The organism is Bacillus sp. TL12, from assembly GCF_022625245.1.
In the GTDB taxonomy this organism is placed as follows: Bacteria; Bacillota; Bacilli; order Bacillales; family Bacillaceae_G; genus Bacillus_A.
In genome coordinates this window covers 219,553-241,263 of record NZ_JAJJBY010000004.1, presented here as the reverse complement: position 1 = coordinate 241,263, position 21,711 = coordinate 219,553, and the positions used below count along the sequence as shown (strand labels likewise).

Sequence of the window (21,711 nt, the reverse complement as noted above, 5' to 3'; positions counted from 1 at the left end):
ATATATTTTCCATATACAAAAAAGAAGGATGCTCAGCATCCTTCTTTTATTTCAAGAGTCGCTCCATATCACGTAAAATGTCCTCATACGGTGTTTTACTAATTCCATTATACTTTTTCATTACCTTGCCTTCTTGATCGACTAGGAAAAACGATGTGCCGTGGATAACTTGCCCATTCTCTGGTTTATCTACAAGCGATTGGAAATTATCCTTTGAAAATTTCGTGATATCTTCCAATGAGTAACCAGTTAACAAGTTCCAATTACTTGTATCCTCTGTGAATTTTTGTATAAAAGCTTTCAAATTCTCTGGTTTATCAAGTTCAGGATCTACACTAAACGAAACGAACTGAACATCTAACTTTCTCTCTTTTGCCATCTTTTGTAATTTAGCCATATTTGCAGTCATCGGAGGACAAACCGTTTGGCAATTTGTAAACATAAAATCAGCTACCCATACTTTCCCTTTTAAATCTTTTGTTCCAAACTGTTTACCATCTTGATTTATGTATTGAAAAGTTTCTAAATCCCAATTTAATGGTTTACGGAGTTTTGACCCTGAGCCGCATCCTGCAAGTATAAAGAAGCAAAAAACAACTATGAGACCAATCAACTTTTGATAACGCTTCATTTTCAAACCTCTCTTCTCTTTCTTTAATTTATGTATGACATGTTTATCATAACAAAAGTAAACACTATGAGAAAATTGTTTATCCCATTTGTTCACGAAATCGTACGAATTTAGGTATGTTACTTCCGATTTTTGAGCGAATTACTAGACAACTGTTTCATTGTTTACTAATATTATCTCCTTCCCATCTCTTTACATAACAATTAGTTTTTTATTTTGTAAAGATGACCACGCTATTTTTTACATTTTTTTAACCGTTTATCAATTTTTCTCACTTTTTTCCTTTACAAGATTTCGATACAATACAACTACAAAGATTTTAAATGAGGTGATGTTCATGGTAAAACGCTATGAAAACATAGATAATATTAGTACAAAAAAAACAATTCGTTCGTTTTTACGTTGGCGTAAAGAACGAAAACAAGGCAAGAAAGATTTCTCTTATCTAGTAGAACAATCACCTGTCAAGCATGCTCAATTTTTACGAACAAATACTGAAAAAACAACGATTACATGGATAGGTCACTCGACATTCCTTATACAAACGAACGGGCTCAACATTTTAACAGATCCAGTATGGTCCAAAAAAATAAAGCTTGTGCCAAAGCTAACAAATCCCGGTCTTACATTACAAGAGTTACCTAAAATTGATATTGTCCTTATTTCACACGGCCATTATGATCATTTAGATTTTGCTACACTTCGTCAATTAAATTCGGACGTTCTCTACTTAGTACCTACTGGATTAAAAAAACTATTTACAAGAAAAAAATTTATGCGCGTAGAAGAATATAATTGGTGGGAATCTACAAAAATTGATGATGTCGACTTTCACTTCGTCCCAGCGCAGCACTGGACAAGAAGATCATTGTTCGATATGAATACTTCTCACTGGGGTGGGTGGGTTATCGATAACGGAACAACAGATGAAACAATTTATTTTTGTGGGGATAGTGGCTATTTCCGAGGATTTAAAGAAATTGGATCTCGATTTTCTATTGATATTGCCTTAATACCCATTGGTGCTTATGAGCCAGAATGGTTTATGAAAGTATCACATGTTTCTCCCGAAGAAGCAGTGCAAGCCTTTTTAGATGTAAAAGCAACACATTTCATCCCCATGCATTATGGTACATTTGCACTCGCTGATGAGACACCTAGAGAGGCGATTACACGACTTCGTAATAATTGGAATTTACGTATGCTACCCTGGGAACAACTTCACGTATTGTTTCTTGGTCAGACTTATATTTCTTCCCCATCAACCAATGAGAAAGAAGAGCATGAGCAAACTTTAGAGCATTTTCATGTATAACAAACCTCTTGTAAAATACATTTATATAAAGTGAAGGTTTAATCAGTGGTAGGTTTCTTCATCCACCACTGATTATTGACTCTCACCAATCGGACTTTTACGTGCAGCCGTCCCCCATCTATTAAGGTAAAGAAACATGAAAAAGGTGTTTTTATGGAAAAATACTTACAAACACGTTGCATCATTAGCGGAAGCGCCTTTATTACTCTTCTCATCTCATATTTTCTATATTAGTAAAAAAAGCTACTTGAATGAGACATTCAAGTAGCTTTTTTTACTCTGCTAAATACATAAAACCAATTGCTCCTGGTCCTGTATGAGTACTTATAACTGGAGTTGTATAAAAAATTTCTGATTGTGCGAATCCGCTAACTTTTTCAACAGCTGCTTTTACGCTTTCTGCTAACGGAATTGCTTTTGCATGTGGAATCGCTACTGCTTTTACCACTTTCCCAGCTGTATTTTGCTCAAATAATTTTACCAATGTTTTTACGATTTGTCCTTGGCTACGCACTTTTGTTACAGGGTTATATACACCACCTTCAAGGTTAGCAATCGGTTTAATATTTAATAATGAACCAATAAATGCTTTTCCTTTTCCGATACGTCCACCTTTTACTAGATTTTCTAACGTATCCACAACTACATACAAACGAGTATTTTTTCTTACTTCATCAAGACGATTTAAAATATCTTCTAACGAGCGTTCTTCTTGTGCCATTTTTGCAGCTTCAATTACTTGATACGCTAAAGCATGACTAATAAATTGAGAGTCAACAACCGTAACTTTTGTTTCCGTCATTGATGCAGCACTATTTGCAGTTGCAACTGTACCACTCATTCCACTTGTCATATGAATAGAAAGTACCTGACTACCATCTTCTCCTAGCTTGTCATACATCTCTACAAATGATCCCAGAGCAGGTTGTGATGTCTTTGGTAATTCTTCTGATTTTGCCATTTCTTCAATAAATTCATCTGGTTGTAAATTTACTCTATCTAAGTATGTTTGTCCATTCACAGAAATAGATAATGGGATAACATGAATATCATATTTCTCAATCACATCTGATGAGAAATCTGCCGTTGAATCTGTTACAATTTTAATTTTTTGCATATTATACTTCTTCCCTTTCCAATACGCTCTTCTTGTTATTATACTAGCATTCACTATGCTTTCAACAGTTTGAGCTGATTTTCGACAAAATTCTTTGGTTTTTATGCCAAAAAGAAAACGACAGAGCACATTTGCCCTGTCTCTATTTTAGATTATGCATTTTTTTCAAGTGAATTTGTTTGATACACATTCGAATAATCATTCCACTTTAAGCAACTTTGTAAATATTCACGAAAAGAGTATGAAAATCTCGGTTGTTTTTGTTTTTGAATTTTAGCAATAAATAGTTGGAGACGTGACTGAATTAGAAATGCTAACGGATGCTGTGCTTGCAAGACGGGAATTTCAAATATTTTGATACAATTCCCTGTTGAATGAGTGAAATAAAAACTTTTCATAATCACGATATCAATCCTCTTTTTTATTGGATTTATAACTTTAGTATAAACTTGCAATGGTGAAAAGTTTGTCTAAATTTCGGAGATTCTATAATTTTTTTCTTCTTTATATTGTATACATTTACAAGTATAGTATAACAAATAAATTAAAAAAGTGCCTTTATAATGAGGCACTTTTTGATTCTGTATTCGTTTCTCGCTTTATTTTCCGCTTATAAACAAACTTTGATGCTGTAATACTTAATTCATAAATTACAAGAAGAGGTACCGCTACTGAAAAATCAGAAATAAAGTCTGGTGGTGTGATACAAATAGCGATGACAATTAAAATAAAATACGCATACCTTCTCACTTTTTGAAGTGCTATCGGATTGAGAACACCTATGCTTGTTAAAAACATCGCAACGACGGGAAGTTCAAAAATCACGGCAAACGGTACAGTCATATTCATTACAAATGAAAAATACTTTTCCGTCGTAAACATCGTTTGAAACATATCATCACCGAGACTCATTAAAAATTGTAAAACAAATGGTAAAATTAGAAAATAACCAAAACAAAGCCCGCCAATAAACAATAAAAATAATGCCGGTATATAAAGAATCGTCATTTTGCGCTCATGTTGGTGTAATGCTGGTTTGACAAACAACCAAATTTGTAGTGCGGCAATTGGTATTGTACATACGATCGAAAAAACAGCCGCTATCACAAAGTAAATCCATAAAATATCACTCGGGCCTAAAACAGTTAATTTCATATTTAAATCTTTTACAATAAAATTATATATTTCTTTCGTAAACGAAAAGCCAATGACAGTAAAAATTAGAAACGTCAGCGCTGTTATAATGAGTCGCTTTCTTAACTCACCAAGATGCTCTATGACACTCATTTCTTGATTGTCCACTCTATCACCACATTCCCCACTCACTATATACCATAGAAACAAAGTAACTTAGTAAAATTTATTTCTTTTCTTCCGTGTCATCATGCAAACCCTTCGCAGACTTTTTGAACTCTTTTAATGTTTCTCCAAATGCTCGTCCAATTTCAGGTAACTTTTTTGGACCAAAAATAATTAAAGCGAGTACTAAAATTAATATTAAACCTGGAACCCCAATATTTGGCATATGACTTCCCCCTTAATCTCACTTAATTTTATTTTGTCAAAAAAGTTTGTAAACGTCAACGCATCCAATGTCTTTTATCAAAAAAATTCGAAAATATAATCTCTTAAACAAATTTCATTTTCTATTTCTTGTGTATATGATATGGTAAAAGAAATTACAACATATTTCATCAAACATGAAAGGAATCGAATCATGACTCAAAAAGTAACACAGATGACAAGATTTGTAAAAGAGGAAATTGCCAATGCGATTACCCATGGTATCGGTGCCATTTTAAGTATCCCTGCGTTAATTATATTAATTATTCATGCCTCAAAGCATGGCACAGCTTCTGCTGTTGTTGGATTTACTGTTTACGGTGTAAGCATGTTTCTACTATATTTATTTTCTACACTGTTACATAGCATCCATCATCCAAAAGTAGAAAAATTGTTTACAATTTTAGATCACTCTGCTATTTATCTATTAATCGCCGGCACATATACACCGTTTTTACTTATCACACTGCGTGGCCCACTTGGCTGGACATTACTTGCAATTATTTGGACGCTTGCTATCGGTGGGATTATTTTCAAAATTTTCTTTGTACGTCGTTTTATTAAAATGTCCACACTATGCTACATCATTATGGGCTGGCTCATTATTGTCGCTATCAAACCACTTTATGAAAATTTAACTGGGCACGGATTTTCACTATTATTAATCGGTGGGATTTTATATTCAGTAGGAGCAATATTCTTTCTTTGGGAAAAATTGCCCTTCAATCATGCGATTTGGCATCTTTTTGTATTAGGTGGTAGCACAATGATGTTTTTCTGCGTATTGTTTTATGTATTGCCTGTTGCATAAAAAGTCTCAGCTTTTTCAAGCTGAGACTTTTTTATTACTTATGTAATTGAGCTGCAATAATATCTTTCGTATACTGCGTTAATTCTTTTACATCCATACCTGCGTATTGCTCAGGTGTAATTGGTTTAGAAATGGTTACTGTTGCCTGCGCAGGCTTCATTCGGTTTCCATTTTCTTCAAACATCTTATATGTTCCATCTAGTGTTACTGGCAAAATTGCGACACCAGATTTTACCGCAAGATGAAAACTACCTGCTTTAAAATCTCCCATTTCACCGCCTTTACTGCGCGTTCCTTCTGGGAAAATCACAATAGAATGACCATTCTTTAAAAGTTCAATTCCATCTTTAATGGCTTGAAGAGACTGACGACGATCACTGCGATCCATAAATACACAATTCATCAATTCCATCCAAGTTGGTACAAGCGGAAATTTCTTAATTTCTGCTTTTGAAACAAATCCGATTGGTTTATTTAAGTACCCAAGTAAAACTGGAATATCCATATTACTTTGATGATTACTTACAACAAGTACTGGCTTATCTTTCGGTACATTTTCAAGTCCATTTACTTGTACAGTGGATCCGGCTACACGAACCATCTTCTTACCAAACCAGTTTGTTGTTTTATACACGAGGCGATTTTTCTCTTGCGGCGACATTGCGTGTGCTTTACGCTTTATACGCCATAACCTCGGTGTAATACCAATTACAATTAAAATTAAATAAAAGATCTTAAAAAACGTCTGAATCATATAGAACCCCCACCTATTCTCATTCCGTCATTCATTATACTAGACAAACGAAGGAAAAAGAAGAAAAAATGTCCAAACGACAAGCGTTTGGACATTTTTGAGTTTTCTATATTAGAAACGTTTTGCTAATTCACGCGCATTTGTAATTGCTGCTTCTTTAATTTCTGGTGCTTTTTCAGGATTTGCATTCATACCTTCAACTGCAAGATATTCTACATCAGATACACCCATAAATCCTAATACTGCATTTAAGTGGTTACGACCGAAGTCCATTGCTGCATATGGGCCTTCAGAGTAAACACCGCCTGTAGCTTGAATATGAAGTGCTTTTTTACCTTCTAATAAACCAACTGGTCCGTTTTCAGTATATTTAAATGTTTTACCTGCAATAGATAAATTATCTAAGTATGCTTTTACTACTGGTGGATAGCTGAAGTTCCACATTGGCGTTACAAATACATAACGATCGGCATTCATAAATGTTTCTAAGTTTGTGTTCATAGCTGTAATTTTTTCTTGTTGGCTTTCGCTTAACGTTTCAAAGCCTTTACCTGCTGCAAATCTGCCCCAAGCTGCAAATACTTCAGCATCAAGTGCTGGTACATTTGTGTTAAATAAATCAATTGTTTTCACTTCATCTTGTGGGTGTTCATTTTTATACGCTTCAATGAAAGCTTCTCCTACTGCCATACCGAATGATGCTTCTACTGAATTTGGATTTGCTGTAATAAATAGTACTTTTGTCATTTTTATTCTCTCCCTCAATAATTACCTTTAATTTGAGATTTTTAATTAAAAAGTAAATTACTTACCTTATGTAAGTATAATACAAAAACATTCTTTTTCTGTCAATAAAAAATAGCTGCTTTTTTTTCGTAAATAAATAAACCATCCGTCTTTTTCATAAAATATTCACATTTCATTATTTAACTTGTACAAAAAAGCTAGCTCTTTTTTAAGAGCTAGCTTTTCTTATGCATTACTTTTGAAAAACATGTTTCACTTTTTCGCCAGGTACATTACTTCCACCTCGACCTTTTACATCTTCAATCATCATTGTAACAATCATACTTGGTTCATTTACATCAAAAGCAGCAAACCATCCAAGTTCTTTCCCATCAGCTTCTTTTGATGCTTTCAGTTCTGCTGTTCCTGTTTTTCCAGCAAGAGTCATTCCGTCTATTTTAGCAATTTTCCCTGTACCATCTTCATCATTAATTACTTTTGTTAACGCATTTTTTAAAATGTCTCGATTTTCTTTAGAAATCACATTTTCTTTCCAAGGTTTAGCTTGCTTCTCCTCTTTAATCAGATGAGGAGTTGGAATGTTTCCTTCATTTACAATTGGTGCATATGTTAATGCTAAATGAAGAGGCGTCATTAATACTTCTCCTTGGCCATATCCTGTATCAGCCATTTGAATATCATTTTTAATACCATCTTTTGCAATTTTTGAAACCGGGAATGGATATTCAATTGGTAATTTTTCATCGAATCCGAATTTCTTTGCTTCACTCATAAATTTATCTTTGCCGATTTTGATTGCTTCTTGTGCAAAGTAAATGTTATCAGAAAACTTCATCGCTTTATCAAAATCAATTGGACTTGCATCTTTTACACGTGTTACATAATAATTTCCCCATGAAGAATCTTTCGTCCATTGTAATCCTTCAATTTTCAATTCCTCTTTTGGATCAATTGTTTTTGTTTCAAGACCGATTGCACCTGTGATTGCTTTAAATACAGACCCTGGTGCGGATGCTTGTGTAAAGCGATTTGTCATTGGCTTTTTCGGATCATTATTCCACGCTTCACGTTGTACTTTTGATGCACCTCTTACCAATACATTCGGGTTGCATGCAGGGCTACTTACAAGCGCAATTGTTTCACCGGTTTGTGGATTAATTGCTGCACTTGAACCAGCTTCTCCCTTCATTTCGTTAAAGATTTTTTCTTGAACTGTACTATCAATTGTTAAAGTAATATTTTCCCCATCTTTTGCTTCTTTTTTTGCTAAATCTTTTATTTCTTTTCCTTGTGCATCTTCCATAAAGACACGGCCACCTTTTTCGCCGCGTAATTTCTCTTCAAATACTTGTTCTAAACCTGCTTTCCCAACTGGATCATCTGCTTTATAACCTTTTTTCTCAAGCGTTTTTAAATCTTCCGCATTTACTTTCCCCATATAACCCGTTAAGTGTGCTGCTGCTTCTCCTAATGGATATGTACGAACTTTTACCGGACGCGATGAAACTCCTGGCAAGTCAATATAATCATTTTGCGTTGCACCTTCTTGTAAAATGCCGATTGGTACAAAATAATCTGGTTTCACCCATTTAGCCGCAAGCTTTTGATCAATTTCTTCTACAGACATATTGAGTAGTTTCGCTACTGTTTCTTTCGTTTGTGATGCTGTTTCTCCTAATTGCCCTGGAATAATTCCAATTTCAGATGCCGTACCATTTGTTACAAGACCTTTTTCATTACGATCATATATTTCTCCGCGCTTCGCTTGAAACGTTTGCATACGTATTTTACTGTCTTTTGTCATCTCTGGGAAAATAAAATCTGGAGTCCAATCTATTTTCCAAGATTCTTTATCTCCATCTTTCTCTTTCACAAGCTTTGCTTCATGTGAAAAGGAAATTTTCCCACCAACTGTATCCATACTTACTTTAAAAGGAACTGGACCTTTATCTTCTTTATCCTCTTTTACTTTTCCTGTTTCTACCTTTAGATTCTTAACTTCAATACCTGCATAAATCTTTTCATATTTCTCAGTGAAATCTTTTTTTGAAATACTTTTTTTTGCATTTTCTGATAATTGCTCATACATATCTGCAAATTTTTGCTGATTCCATGCTTTTGCATATGTATCAAATGCCTGCGCTGGCTTTTCTTCTTTACCGCATCCTACTAGTATGAGTGTGAAGCAAAGAAAAAGTAATCCCCATAGTTTTTTCAACTGATTCTCCTCCTTTAACTAAGTAAAAAAATAATAAACTTAAATCTTTCTTTTATGGATTTTTCTGGCTACTCAAACTTGCAACCTCTACCATTATATCACCAAAAAAAGTTTATTCATAAAGTTTTATCTTGTTATCCAAATAAAAAGATTGATGTGAATATCCACATCAATCTTTTTATAATTATTGTTGTTTTTCATATATGTGATAGTAGTATGTATACGGATTCTTTTCATCCGTAACGCCTTTTTCTACAAAAACTTCTTTCCACTCTTTCATATTCATTTCTGGGAAGAATGTGTCCCCCCCAAATGAATGATGAATCTTCGTGATATAAAGTTTGTTTACATACGGTAAAAATAATTCGTAAATTTGCGCTCCACCAAAAATGAAAATTTCTTCTTCATCTTTACAAAGCTCAAAAACCTCTTCTACAGAATGCGCAATTTCACAACCTTCTACATGATAATCGCCGTTACGCGTTACGATAATATTCCGTCTTCCTGGAAGTGGTCTTCCGATCGCTTCATAATTTTTTCTTCCCATTATAAGTGAGTGTCCCATTGTTGTCTTCTTAACATATTGCAATTCACTTGGCAAATGCCACGGCAATTTATTATCCTTACCGATGACTTTATTTTCATCCATTGCGACCATAAATGAAATAATCATATTTTCATCTCCTTTTGTGTTTACACTGCAACAGGCGCTTTAATTCCAGGATGTGGATCGTAACCTTCTAGCGTTAAATCCTCCATTTCAAAGTCAAAAACAGATTTTACATCTGGATTTAATTTTAGCGTTGGAAACAGACGTGGTTCACGCGTTAATTGTTTTTCCACTTGCTCAAAATGATTTGTGTAAATATGCGCATCTCCAATCGTATGAACAAACTCTCCTACCTCTAAACCACATTCATGCGCGATTAAATGTGTTAACAACGAATAACTTGCAATATTAAATGGAATGCCAAGAAAAATATCACCACTTCGTTGATACAACTGACATGATAGTTTTCCGTCTGCTACGTAAAATTGGAATAACGTATGACAAGGCGGAAGCGCCATACTTGGTACATCTTCAGGGTTCCAAGCAGAAACAAGAAGACGGCGGGAATCTGGTGTTTTCTTAATCATTTCAATGACATCTTTTAACTGATCAATTGTCTCACCAGCTGTTGTTTTCCATGCACGCCATTGCTTCCCGTACACGTCTCCTAAATAACCATATTGATTTGCAAAATTATCATCTTCTAGTACATTCTTTTTAAAGACTTCCATTTGCTCGTCATATTGTGCTTTAAATTCTTCATCTTGCTGAGAACGAAGTCCAAAATCCGTCATATCCGGTCCTTCATACGCATCGCTTTCCACCCAACTTTTAAACGCCCATTCATTCCAAATATTATTGTTATTTTGAAGTAAATAACGAATGTTTGTATCGCCTTTCATAAACCAAAGAAGTTCACTAGCTACTAAGCGGAATGGCACACGTTTTGTCGTTAGTAAAGGGAACCCTTTACTTAGATCAAAACGCATTTGATATCCAAATACAGATACAGTCCCTGTTCCTGTACGATCTTCTTTTTTGGTACCATGTTCCATCACATGGCGGCACAAATTTAAGTATTCATATTCAGCATGTTTCATATGTAAGAAAAACCCTCTTTCACATCTATTTCCTATATGGAGTTTATCATACAAAAAATATTTCTGCATGCAAAACTCTCAGTAAGATAGATAAAAAACATTTCAATATAGTAAGTATTAACTGAAATCTAATACGGAATATCAATTTTAATGAATCTTACAAAATTCTTAACTTTTCATCTTTTAAGAGGGATTTCACTCCTTACCAAAGAAACTATAGTGCGGAAGTATAAAATAATATTTGGAGGTTAGAAAAATGTCTCAAATTGAAACTCCTGTTATTAGCACGATACAAACAACAATTGAAAAAATGATGACAGATTTAAATGTTCCAGGAGCTGCTGTAGCGATTATAAAAGATGGGAAAGTTATTATTTCAGAAGGGTTTGGCTATCGTAATGTAGAAAAAAAAGAAGCTGTTACACCACAAACACGCTTCGCAATCGGCTCTGCTACTAAAGCGTTCGGTACATTTTCTCTAAGTTTATTAGCAAAGCAAAAAAAGTTTGATTGGGATGCTCCTGTTCAATCTTATATTCCTACGTTCTCTTTATCCGATGTATTTGCAAGCTCACAAATTACAGCACGAGATTTAGCCTCCCACCGCTCTGGTGTAAGTCGTCATGATGCACTTTGGTACAACTCTTCCCTAACCCGAAAAGATATCGTTGAAAAAATAAAGCATTTATCACTCGATGCACCATTTCGCACTGCTTTTTTATATAACAACTTAATGTATGCAACAATCAGCTATCTTGTAGAAAGCATTACAAATCAAACATGGGAACAATACGTAACAGAACATATTTTAGAACCACTTCAAATGGAACAAACGAATTTCTCTATTACAGACTCACAAAATACGAATGACTATGCATTGCCTTACGTTGAGAAAGACGGAGAAATAAAAGAGGTACCATTCCGTAATATCGATACAGTAGGAGCTGCTGGATGCATCAATTCCACAATTGAAGATATGGCGAATTGGGTACTGTTCCATCTTAATCAAGGAAAAACAGGAGATCATGAATTACTATCTTCTGAATTACTAGAACAAATGTATACACCGCACAATACAATTCCTGATCAACCACTTTTATCTCCTCCTGAATCACCAGTAAATAGTTACGGTCTTGGTTGGTTTATTAGTTCTTACCGTGGCTATAAAGTGATTCATCACGGCGGAAATATTGATGGTTTTACGGCACTCGTCTCGTTTATTCCAAAAGAAAATATAGGTCTTGTCATATTAACGAACTCGGGAAGTACATTACTCCCTAGTTATCTCGCAAATCAAATCTATGACGAACTCCTCGGATTAAAAACAATTGATTGGCATAAGCGCGCTATAGAAGACACTGATAAGTTGAAAGAAATGATGAAAGAGGTAAATCAATCACTTCCAGAGCAAATAAAAGAGACTGCACCTTCTCATGCATTAGAAGACTACAGCGGAACCTTTGAACACCCGGCTTACGGGACACTAGAAGTATATAAACAAAATGAAGAATTATATGTACAATTTACAGAGATGAAAGTCCCACTACAGCATCATCACTATGATATGTTCTCTGCAACTTTAGACTTATTCCAAATAGAAATGAAGGTGTTGCTTGCTTATGAGATGGATATAAAAGGGCAATTCCAAACAATCCAATTACATGTACCAGCTATGTTAAGTACACAGCCTCTTACATTTACGAAAATGAAATAAACATATAATAAATAATATGAACTATATAGAGGGATGCATAGCTTCTCTCTATTATTAATTATACGGGCCTCCATCACATTTCCACATTAAGCGTATAAGCAACTTCTACTGCAAACTCATTCAGTCTTGAACTCCCCCCACTTAACATTCTAACAAACTGTTTGAAGTGGGGGATTCCTACGAACACCAAAGTATCCCTCGGCTTTATGAGTAGGCACTCCCCTCGCTATTAAGATCCTCTTTACCTTTAAATTTTCACATCTATAAAACAAAAAAAGAACAAGGTCATTACCCTTGTTCTTTTTCATTAAGACAGCCATTTCGGCGGCATATTTGTATTCCAATAAATATCCCCTAGTTCATGATGCGCTGTATAACCATCATCAAAGCGATGGTAATGGAAATTAAAATAATATCCATCTTGCGGTGGATGATCACGTCTTACATGAAAACGCAGTAAATCGTTTCCTGTTTTTGTATCATATACATGAAAAATCTTTTCATTATTGCCACCTGTTGGTTTCTGTGAAATTGCTAATGATTGTAAAGTTTCTTCTGGTACATCTGTCGCAAGTTCTGCGATTGCCTCTTCAATTTTAGGTAAAATAATATCTTTAAACTCATCTTCAATCACAGGTCCAATTTTAGAACCGAACTTTTGCATGGATTGTTTTTCAGCCTCTTGCATCGCATAAGTGATAAAGGTGTCTGTGGTTAACCTCTCACGATCTTCTTCATATGTATAGGACGGCTGCTCCAAATTTTGTTGCCTTGTAGGCTTGTCCGCTTTTGCATTATCAAGCAAAATAGAAGGAGGCGTCACTAAGCCAAATGTAAATACAGTAATTAATGCGACTAACGTCTTTCTAAACCAATTTGGCATTTTTTTATTCCCTCCTCTTTCACTACTTATATTTTTATAACCGTTGTTTCTTCTATTATACAAAATGATGCTAATTTTTGCACTTTACAAATTTATTAACTTTCATATTTTTTTCATTTGAATATGAAATAGTAAGATTTCATATAATATAAGTACAACAATAGTGAGGAGGATTTTTAATGACTCTAGATGTCATGTACTCCGTCGTGAGCATTTTTGTTCTCTTATATTTTATTTATCAGTCCATTACAGACTAAAAAAGAGCCATTCCGGCCATTGCCATCAATTTTAAAAAAGTGTCTCCGATGCCAAAGGCATCGGAGACACTTTTTTTACAATCTTTGAGTAAAATCCTGTATTTTGGGCATACTCAAATAGAACTTCCCTTGGTTCATATTTTATGAAGCCACTGGAAGTTGCTCCGTTGATATCTCTATTAAGCCTAGGATTTCAAACGGCGTTATTTTTCGGTACCGCCGCGCTTTTTTCCCATTCTTACTAATATCTTGAAAGAGCCTGCTAAGCACTGAAACAGGATGTTGGAAAGTACAAAAAAGTGTGGTGTGTATTTTTTTTAGATAGATTTGCACCATATAAGCGCACTTAAGCTCACTCATTTCTTTTCTATGTTTCTCCCATAAAAGTCTCCGCATTTGATAGGTCGTGCTTGCGACTAGACATAATCGCAAGAGTTGGCCATATAAGTGACATTGAAACCGTTCTAGTTTCATTCGTTTGTTTACATGAATGCTAAATATAGATTTCCATGTTTTGAATACAATTTCTACTTGCCATCGTAAGGAATAAAAAGCGTAAACTTCTGTGGCTGGCAATATTTCTGAAGGAGTGTTGGTAACTAATAAGTTTATCCGGCTTGCAGCTTTAGGCATCTTCTTCTTCATTTTTTTATGATGTACCAAGCGTTTATCCCATTCATTTTGTGTTAAACGGTATAAGATGAGTCTAGTTCGATGCTTGGACTTCAATCCGATATATACCTCTGGCAATTCTAGCGTCTCTCCTTCTTGTAAGTTCTTCGTTAAGGTTTCTATATGTAATAGAATCCATTTCCCATCTTCACCCTTTTGGTACACTTGCGTGTTCCACCGAATTCTAGATATATAGTAAGCCTCGCGCAGTGAGATATTCTCTAAATCACCAATATCATGATACCCAAGATCACGAAGTACAAGATCGCCAGCTTGTAAGGTCTTGGTGCGTTCTTGCCCATATTTTGCGTCGTTGCTAGTAGCGTGGTCTACCATCATGCCTAGAAATTCTCCTGAAAGTAGCTCATATTCCAATTGAATCTTCACACCAGCCTCAGAACCTCCACCCCCAAAGCCTTTATAAATTTCGGCATAGGAAGAAGGTAGTTGAAAGGATGTCGAATCTAAAATACGGATCCGTGTAAAGCGACTGGATAATGATGTGGCGGAACAAACTTTTTGCCGGAAGGCATACAGAAATAACTTTTTAAGGAATGCTACAGTCCGCGCGTTCCAACGCTTATTGAGCGCTTCGGCAGAGATACAAGTTCCTGTGGCTTCATTTAATTTTGTGCAGAGACTAACTAAAGACTCAGAACTGATTGTTTGCCCCAAAAATACACAGAGTGATACAAGGTCTTGTGCCTGAAATTTTCGTTTTCGTTGGATCATACCTGTTTGATACGCAAGTTCTTGTAAGTGATGGATAGAAAATTTATTTCGAAATTCTTCACCCAGTATGTGTAATTCCTCAACTAATATGTTGTTGTTTGTAGACATAAATTAAAACACCCTTTCATGCAGTACTGCATGAAAGGGTGCCCTAATTTTATTATTTTATTCATTTTCTTAAGTTGATGGCTATGGCCATTCCGGCTCTTTTTCTATGGTAAAAATACGATCCATCCTATTACTATTAATAACAGGATACCTATAACAATAGCTGGTAATAAATAAAATTGTGCCAGAAGAACTATTCCATAAATGAAAACAGCCGGAATAAACAAGCCCATCGTGGCCCTTCCTTTTAACAATAATAACTTCCCTTGTTCACAATATAACTGAAGAAACATTTTTTTCGCAAACTCATTCCATTGATCTCCTGAATAACGTGCAATAGCAACACCCGAAAATACAACAATAATAAGTGCAATCCACCACGGTGTTACTTTTATAGATGTTGCACTCAAAAAAATAATTTTTATATAAAAACTTAGAGAAGCACCTGATCGAAAATACTCCTTGAAAAACAATTCAATAATACGTGAATCAGATTTCTTTCCCAATATATGCTTAGAACGTGGAAACAACCATGGTCTCGCATTATTACTTGGCTTTGTTGTTTGACCACTGAAATGCATAATTTCCATCGTCCAGCGCATTCCTTCTTCCTTTTCTTTTTCAACTTCTTTAAAAAAGAAACGCTTATAATTCATTTTTTCTTTTATTAATATCAAACTAATTCCAATCAATACAATAATAAATAGCATTGCATATACTGGATGCTGAAAACCTAAAAACACTCCACTTCCCAAGCAAATAAAACTCATAAAAAATACAATAATCTTTACAATCCATAATATCCAGCGTTTACCTCCACGCACATCCATATATCTTACCAATAACGATAACACACACCGAAAAACGGTAAAGGATAACCAAAATAATACAACTTGTAAAAGGGATGCATCCATACTCTTAACCAATATAGGTAACATAATGATCGTTACAATAATATTTGTTATACTTATTCGAATACATGTATATACCCTGCCATATTTCATTAACTTTTGCATATGAGCTGGATGTTGAATTAAAAACAGGCTATCTGCTTGCTCAAAAAACGAACGCGTTCCTCTTGAATATGTAACAAAGGAAAATATAAACAAACCTAATAAAAAATAAGCCGGTTCTTCCACAGATAATTCTCTTATCCATAACGAACGATAGTACAGCCCGCTAAATATAAGTGCTGGAACGATAAAATATAATGCGATTGTCCAATCGGTTACAGAACGAATCGCCTTCCATTTTCTTTTTAGTTCATGACGTAACCTTCTATAAAACTGTTGTTTCATCATGTTGTTCCCGCCTTACGATTGCATCAAAACAATCTAGTAATGGACTGTTTGACATTTCTGCTAATGATTGAATCGCTTGTAAATTACCATTTGCTACTAATGTCCCGTTTGAAATCAATAAAAATCTTTCACAAATTCTTTCCGCTGTATCTAGTACATGGGTACAAAGTAAAATCCCTGCCCCGCGTTCTTTCTCTTTATGTAAGAAATTCAAAAACTCCCTCGTTGCTACTGGATCTAATCCAATAAAAGGTTCATCAATAATATAAAAGTCCGGTTCCGTTAAAAACGCCAAAATCAACATCGATTTTTGTTTCATACCTTTTGAAAACTTTGATAAGTATTCATGTTTATGCTTTTCCATTCGAAATGTATGTAAAAACTCCCGTGCACGTTCCTCCCAGCTCCCTACTTCACACCCACGTGCAGCCATTAACAATTCAATGTGCTCCCATAAAGTTAAATAATCATAATAAGTCGGATGTTCTGGTACATATGCATATGGATTTCTCTTTTCACCAAACGTAATTTCACCATCCATATTTGCAAGCAAGCCAAGCATTGATTTAATTATCGTACTTTTCCCCGCACCATTGGCACCGATAAGAGCAACCAATTCACCTTTTTCAATTGAAAAAGCTACATCATGGATTGTTTTTTCTCCTGTTTCATAACCTGCTGAGCGAATATTGACTTGTAACAAATTATTTCCCCTCTTTTCTATTTACAATAAGACCCAGGAAAATCATAACATATTTTCTTTTAAAATAGTATATCTAATATGTTAAATATTAATATACAGAGCAGGAAAAAATAAGTTTTGGCAGAATATTTAACATTTGGAGTTATTAATTTATATTTACAGATGGAGTTGAGAGTATGGAATCTCACATTCGAAAAGCGACTGCGAACGATATAGAAGCACTATGTTCACTAACAAAAGAATTAAAAGGCTCCTCTATTTCTCATGAAGATATGCAAAACCGATTACAATTTGTTGAAATGAGCCCATTTGATTTCTTATATGTTTACGAAGAAGATGATCATATATTTGGATTTCTTGGATTTCGTATACGAGAGAACTTAGAAGACGTGACACGATATGGGGAAATATCCATTATTAGCGTTGATTCAACAGCACGTCGATAAGGAATTGGCCAAATGTTAATGAATTACGCAGAACAATTAGCCAAAAAGCATAACTGCATTGGAACATGGCTTGTAAGTGGTACACAAAGAAAAGAAGCTCATCCATTCTATAAAAAATTAGGATACGAGATAAACGGATATCGATTTGTAAAATATTTTTAATCTACTAACTGAAAGGAATTAGTATGATGACAAACATTCAAGCAATCTTTATCGATCATGATGGAACAATTGGCGGAGATACCACTGTACATTATCCTGGTGAATTCACCTTATTTCCATTTACACAAAACGCCTTACGTGCATTAAAAGAGCAAAATATAAAACTATTTTCCTTTACAAACCAGCCTGGTATTGCTGATGGGAAAGCGAGTATAGAAGATTTTATTCAAGAACTAGAAGCATTCGGTTTTGATGACGTATACCTTTGTCCTCATAGACATGGGGATGGATGTGAATGCCGAAAACCAAGTACGGGTATGCTTCTGCAAGCAGCAGAAAAACATGAACTTGATTTGACAAAATGTATTGTCATCGGTGATCGCTGGACTGATATCGTTGCGGGTGCAAATGTTCATGCAACAACGATATTAGTTCAAACAGGAGCTGGATATGATGCTTTATACACATATCGCGATAAATGGGCTGATATTAAACCAAATTATATTGCAATAAATTTTAAAGATGCTGTCACATGGATTCTACAACATACACTTTGTCCTAAATAAATAATACGATTAAAAAAGTAGATTATATAAATATAATCTACTTTTTTATGTATACGTTTACTAGCTTTGCTAAGTCTAAAAAGTTAGTTCATAATGAAAATAACGATTATCTCTCAAATAACCATTTTCAGCATATAATCGTTGCGCTGATATATTGTCTATTTCTGTTTGTAGTTTTAATCCCTTCGCACCGTTCTCTAATGCGAAAGTTTTAGCTGCTTCTAATAATTTCTTTCCAATGCCAGCTCCACGTTTACCTTCTTGTACAAAAAGATCATTTAATATCCATAACTCTTTCATAGAAATAGATGAAAAGGAAGGATACAATTGGGTAAATCCAAGGTATTTTCCATCCTCTACTGCTACAAAAATAATCGATTCTTCTCGTTCGATGCGATTACGCAAAAATATTTTTGCTCCTTCTACATTCGATTCTTGTCTATAAAACATACGATAATTGTTAAACACATCCGCTAATCCTTCTAAATCTGAAATTGTTGCTTCATATATTTTCATTTTGTTCCGCTCCCCTTCCAATACTTCTTCATAAGATCCGTTACCCATTCAGGTTGTATAATATCTTCATTCGGTAGAAACTCTCTCATAACAGGCTTTATATCCAATATAGGCGTGCCATCAATTGCATCTAATCCTTCAACTACAATTGATTTCCCTTCTCGCCTTACTACTTTTGCAATTGTCGCCCCCAATCGATTTGGACGGTTTTTACCCCGCTGTGCAAAAATACCTATTTGGGGGTATTTCTTATTATTTCTTGGATGTCTAGCCGAATATTGAATCTGCTCATCTTTCACCTTATGAAAATAAAAGATTACTTCAATATGGGAAAAATCTTCAATTCCTTGTATGCTCTCTTCTGAATATGAATCCACTAATGTAATAAGGGATTGTACATCTCCCCATTCATCATCTATTATCATTTTTCTTTCATTATGTACAAAAGCAATTGGCTGAAGTGAAAACATCCATACTCCCCCTTTTTGTAACCACTTACATTATAAAATATTTTCTGAATGTTTTCCATCTATAAAGCGCATTAGTTTACATAATAAAATTATATTATTACTTTCTCTGCACCACATCAAAATAACTACCTAAAGAGATGTTCACAGCTTCAACTGCATGTATAAAAGCTGTATCAAATAAAGGAAATTGGGTATCTTCCTGTTTTACTAATAGTCCTATTTCCGTACATCCTAATATAATTCCTTCTGCACCATTTTGTACTAAGCGATTTATTATTTCCTTATAGGCATCTTTTGATGTTTGATTAACCTTTCCTAAACATAACTCGTTATATATGATTCTATTTATTATTTCCCTATCTGTTTCATTGGGTATTATTACTTTCATACCCTTTTCTTCTATTCGAGATTTGTAAAAATCTTGTTCCATCGTATATTTCGTTCCAAGTAAACCAACTGATCGAATTCCATGTCTTTTTATTTCCATAGCTGTTGCATCCGCAATATGTAAAATAGGGATACTCACCTTCTCTTTAATATTACTAATAACTTTATGCATTGTATTCGTACAAATAACAATGAAGTCTACACCAGCTTTCTCAAGAGAATATGCAGCTTCTCCTAGTACTTTCCCCGCCTTTTCCCAATCACCTTCAGATTGATAATATTCAATCTCTGCAAAGTCAACACTATATAAAAGGCATTTCGCCGAATGTAATCCTCCTAATCTCTTTTTTACTTCTTCATTTATTATCCGATAATATTCAGCCGATGACTCCCAGCTCATTCCACCGATAAGTCCAATCATTTTCATAATATTGTTATCCTCCTTATTTTAATTAATAGATTATTTTTCTAATTTTATTATATATTTTCCACATAATAAAACACGACTTTTACTTAAGGTCGTGTTTTATCCAAGATATAATATCTATTATACAATTCCCGTTAAGCTATACACACCAATCACCACAAAGACAGCTAATGTTTTAATGATGGTAATTGCAAAAATGTCACGATATGATTGCTTATGTGTTAACCCTGTTACTGCTAATAATGTAATAACCGCTCCGTTATGAGGTAATGTATCCATTCCTCCTGACGCCATTGAAATAACCCTATGCATGACCTCAAATGGGATATTATATTGTTCAGCTGCCGCAATATATTTCTCTGACATCGCACTTAAAGCGATTCCCATTCCTCCTGATGCTGATCCAGTAATTCCGGCAAGGACGTTTGTAGTCACTGCACCATTTACAAGCGGATTTGTAAACGTTGTAGAAATACTATCTCGAATAACACTAAAACCAGGTAATGCGGCTATAACTCCTCCAAAACCATATTCTGCTCCAGTATTCATAGCAGCAAGCAATGCGCCACCAATACTTGCATTTAAACCAGCTTGAAAGCCTGTAAATAAACGTTTCCAATTTAAAATTATCGTTGTGATAATTCCGATTAAAAGTGCTAGTTCCACAGACCATACACCGAGTACACCAGAAAGTTCTACTTTACCAAATGCGTTTAATCCAATTGATGAAAAATCAAAACCCTTTGGATACCATGTTGGAATTAACACTGTGAACACTTTATTCATGACTCCTACTAAAATAAGTGGTACGAAAGCCAGCACTTGACGAAGTGGTGTAATTTCAGCTGCATGAATAGCTGGTTTTATATTTTGTTCTGTTTCTGCTGTGGCAGCCATTTCAGGATTTTCATCTCCAAATCCATAATATCCTTCGCCACTTGCTTCTGCCTTTTTTCGTCTTCTTTCTAAATACAGCATCCCCACAATGAATACAAAGATTGCTCCGATAATCCCTAAAAAAGGTGCTGCATAAATATCTGTTTTAAAAAATGTCGTTGGGATGACATTTTGAATTTGTGGTGTTCCTGGAAGAGCATCCATTGTAAACGTAATCGCTCCAAGAGCAATGGTTCCTGGTATTAATCGTTTTGGAATATTCGCCTCGCGAAATAAATTAGCTGCAAATGGATATACCGCAAAAGCAACTACAAACAAACTAACACCACTATACGTTAATATAGCTCCCATTAAGACAATTGCTAGCATAGAACGTTTAACACCAACTAGCTGAATAATTGTTTTTGCAATAGATTCCGCAATCCCTGACATTTCTACTACTTTACCGAAAATTGCTCCAAGTAAGAAAACAGGAAAATATAATTTAATAAACCCAACCATTTTTTCCATAAAAATATTAGAGAAGAAAGGTAATACGTGACTTGGTTCTGTTAATAAAACTGCAAATAGCGCACAAATTGGGGCAAATAATATAACCGAAAAACCACGATATGCAACAAACATTAGCATGCAAAGAGCCAATAAAATAATTACTAATTCCATC

Annotated in this window: 22 protein-coding genes and 1 pseudogene; 5 read left to right on the top strand and 18 right to left on the bottom strand. The window is 34.6% G+C overall.

Annotated elements, in window-relative coordinates:
- Positions 1-46 precede the first annotated feature (46 nt).
- Complete coding sequence (locus LOK41_RS06240; protein WP_241815729.1) at positions 47-631, bottom strand: SCO family protein; 585 nt, start codon at positions 629-631, stop codon at positions 47-49.
- A 337-nt stretch (positions 632-968) separates the two neighbouring features.
- On the opposite strand from LOK41_RS06240, the gene LOK41_RS06235 reads away from it, so the two are divergent.
- The gene (locus LOK41_RS06235) at positions 969-1,946 is read left to right on the top strand and encodes an MBL fold metallo-hydrolase (protein ID WP_241815728.1); all 978 of its coding nucleotides are present in this window, start codon (positions 969-971) and stop codon (positions 1,944-1,946) included.
- A 274-nt stretch (positions 1,947-2,220) separates the two neighbouring features.
- Here the strand turns inward: LOK41_RS06235 and LOK41_RS06230 are convergent, their stop codons facing one another.
- The 4 genes from LOK41_RS06230 to tatA form a co-directional block, all read right to left on the bottom strand.
- Positions 2,221-3,063 (bottom strand): DegV family protein, encoded by an 843-nt coding sequence (locus tag LOK41_RS06230; RefSeq protein WP_241815727.1) that lies wholly within the window; start codon positions 3,061-3,063, stop codon positions 2,221-2,223.
- A 152-nt stretch (positions 3,064-3,215) separates the two neighbouring features.
- Entirely contained in the window at positions 3,216-3,467 is a 252-nt protein-coding gene (locus LOK41_RS06225; RefSeq protein WP_000605583.1) for a DUF2535 family protein, read from the bottom strand.
- A gap of 154 nt (positions 3,468-3,621) precedes the next feature.
- Positions 3,622-4,350, bottom strand: coding sequence for a twin-arginine translocase subunit TatC (tatC, locus tag LOK41_RS06220; RefSeq protein ID WP_241815737.1), 729 nt, complete (start codon positions 4,348-4,350; stop codon positions 3,622-3,624).
- Between the two features lie 73 nt (positions 4,351-4,423).
- Positions 4,424-4,588: a twin-arginine translocase TatA/TatE family subunit gene (gene tatA, locus LOK41_RS06215; protein ID WP_001132888.1), complete on the bottom strand. Its 165-nt coding sequence runs from the start codon at positions 4,586-4,588 to the stop codon at positions 4,424-4,426.
- Between the two features lie 192 nt (positions 4,589-4,780).
- Between tatA and trhA the strand changes: the two genes are divergently transcribed.
- Positions 4,781-5,437: a PAQR family membrane homeostasis protein TrhA gene (gene trhA, locus LOK41_RS06210; protein WP_241815726.1), complete on the top strand. Its 657-nt coding sequence runs from the start codon at positions 4,781-4,783 to the stop codon at positions 5,435-5,437.
- A 34-nt stretch (positions 5,438-5,471) separates the two neighbouring features.
- Here the strand turns inward: trhA and LOK41_RS06205 are convergent, their stop codons facing one another.
- From LOK41_RS06205 to LOK41_RS06185, 5 genes are all read right to left on the bottom strand, one after another.
- On the bottom strand, positions 5,472-6,191 hold the full coding sequence (locus tag LOK41_RS06205) for a lysophospholipid acyltransferase family protein (protein WP_241815725.1): 720 nt from the start codon (positions 6,189-6,191) through the stop codon (positions 5,472-5,474).
- Positions 6,192-6,302: 111 nt separating this feature from the next.
- On the bottom strand, positions 6,303-6,938 hold the full coding sequence (locus LOK41_RS06200) for an FMN-dependent NADH-azoreductase (RefSeq protein WP_241815724.1): 636 nt from the start codon (positions 6,936-6,938) through the stop codon (positions 6,303-6,305).
- A gap of 232 nt (positions 6,939-7,170) precedes the next feature.
- On the bottom strand, positions 7,171-9,156 hold the full coding sequence (locus tag LOK41_RS06195; protein ID WP_241815723.1) for a penicillin-binding transpeptidase domain-containing protein: 1,986 nt from the start codon (positions 9,154-9,156) through the stop codon (positions 7,171-7,173).
- A gap of 184 nt (positions 9,157-9,340) precedes the next feature.
- The gene (locus tag LOK41_RS06190) at positions 9,341-9,829 is read right to left on the bottom strand and encodes a dihydrofolate reductase (RefSeq protein ID WP_174100717.1); all 489 of its coding nucleotides are present in this window, start codon (positions 9,827-9,829) and stop codon (positions 9,341-9,343) included.
- Positions 9,830-9,849: 20 nt separating this feature from the next.
- Positions 9,850-10,806, bottom strand: coding sequence for a thymidylate synthase (locus tag LOK41_RS06185; RefSeq protein WP_241815722.1), 957 nt, complete (start codon positions 10,804-10,806; stop codon positions 9,850-9,852).
- A 256-nt stretch (positions 10,807-11,062) separates the two neighbouring features.
- On the opposite strand from LOK41_RS06185, the gene LOK41_RS06180 reads away from it, so the two are divergent.
- Entirely contained in the window at positions 11,063-12,520 is a 1,458-nt protein-coding gene (locus tag LOK41_RS06180; protein ID WP_241815721.1) for a serine hydrolase, read from the top strand.
- 307 nt (positions 12,521-12,827) lie between these two features.
- On the opposite strand, the gene LOK41_RS06175 is transcribed toward LOK41_RS06180, so the two are convergent.
- The 4 genes from LOK41_RS06175 to LOK41_RS06160 form a co-directional block, all read right to left on the bottom strand.
- The gene (locus LOK41_RS06175; RefSeq protein WP_241815720.1) at positions 12,828-13,403 is read right to left on the bottom strand and encodes a YpjP family protein; all 576 of its coding nucleotides are present in this window, start codon (positions 13,401-13,403) and stop codon (positions 12,828-12,830) included.
- Positions 13,404-13,801: 398 nt separating this feature from the next.
- Positions 13,802-15,172 carry an IS4 family transposase gene (locus tag LOK41_RS06170; protein WP_241815719.1) on the bottom strand — a complete coding sequence of 457 codons (1,371 nt, stop codon included), beginning with the start codon at positions 15,170-15,172 and terminating at the stop codon, positions 13,802-13,804.
- 104 nt (positions 15,173-15,276) lie between these two features.
- Positions 15,277-16,473: an ABC transporter permease gene (locus LOK41_RS06165; protein WP_241815718.1), complete on the bottom strand. Its 1,197-nt coding sequence runs from the start codon at positions 16,471-16,473 to the stop codon at positions 15,277-15,279.
- The gene (locus tag LOK41_RS06160) at positions 16,451-17,176 is read right to left on the bottom strand and encodes an ABC transporter ATP-binding protein (protein WP_241815717.1); all 726 of its coding nucleotides are present in this window, start codon (positions 17,174-17,176) and stop codon (positions 16,451-16,453) included. Before LOK41_RS06160 ends, LOK41_RS06165 begins: the two co-directional genes overlap by 23 nt.
- A 176-nt stretch (positions 17,177-17,352) precedes the next feature.
- Here LOK41_RS06160 and LOK41_RS06155 point away from each other — a divergent pair.
- Together LOK41_RS06155 and LOK41_RS06150 are read left to right on the top strand one after the other, a co-directional pair.
- A pseudogene (locus LOK41_RS06155) lies at positions 17,353-17,784 on the top strand (GNAT family N-acetyltransferase).
- 26 nt (positions 17,785-17,810) lie between these two features.
- A complete protein-coding gene (locus LOK41_RS06150) occupies positions 17,811-18,350 on the top strand; it encodes an HAD-IIIA family hydrolase (RefSeq protein WP_241815716.1) in 540 nt (179 codons plus the stop codon).
- Between the two features lie 75 nt (positions 18,351-18,425).
- Here LOK41_RS06150 and LOK41_RS06145 read toward each other — a convergent pair whose 3' ends face one another.
- The 4 genes from LOK41_RS06145 to LOK41_RS06130 form a co-directional block, all read right to left on the bottom strand.
- Positions 18,426-18,866 (bottom strand): GNAT family N-acetyltransferase, encoded by a 441-nt coding sequence (locus tag LOK41_RS06145; RefSeq protein ID WP_241815715.1) that lies wholly within the window; start codon positions 18,864-18,866, stop codon positions 18,426-18,428.
- Positions 18,863-19,336: an SAM-dependent methyltransferase gene (locus tag LOK41_RS06140; RefSeq protein ID WP_241815714.1), complete on the bottom strand. Its 474-nt coding sequence runs from the start codon at positions 19,334-19,336 to the stop codon at positions 18,863-18,865. Before LOK41_RS06140 ends, LOK41_RS06145 begins: the two co-directional genes overlap by 4 nt.
- Positions 19,337-19,433: 97 nt before the next feature.
- Entirely contained in the window at positions 19,434-20,150 is a 717-nt protein-coding gene (locus LOK41_RS06135; RefSeq protein WP_241815713.1) for an aspartate/glutamate racemase family protein, read from the bottom strand.
- A 120-nt stretch (positions 20,151-20,270) separates the two neighbouring features.
- A complete protein-coding gene (locus tag LOK41_RS06130; RefSeq protein WP_241815712.1) occupies positions 20,271-21,710 on the bottom strand; it encodes a GntP family permease in 1,440 nt (479 codons plus the stop codon).
- Position 21,711: the final 1 nt, after the last annotated feature.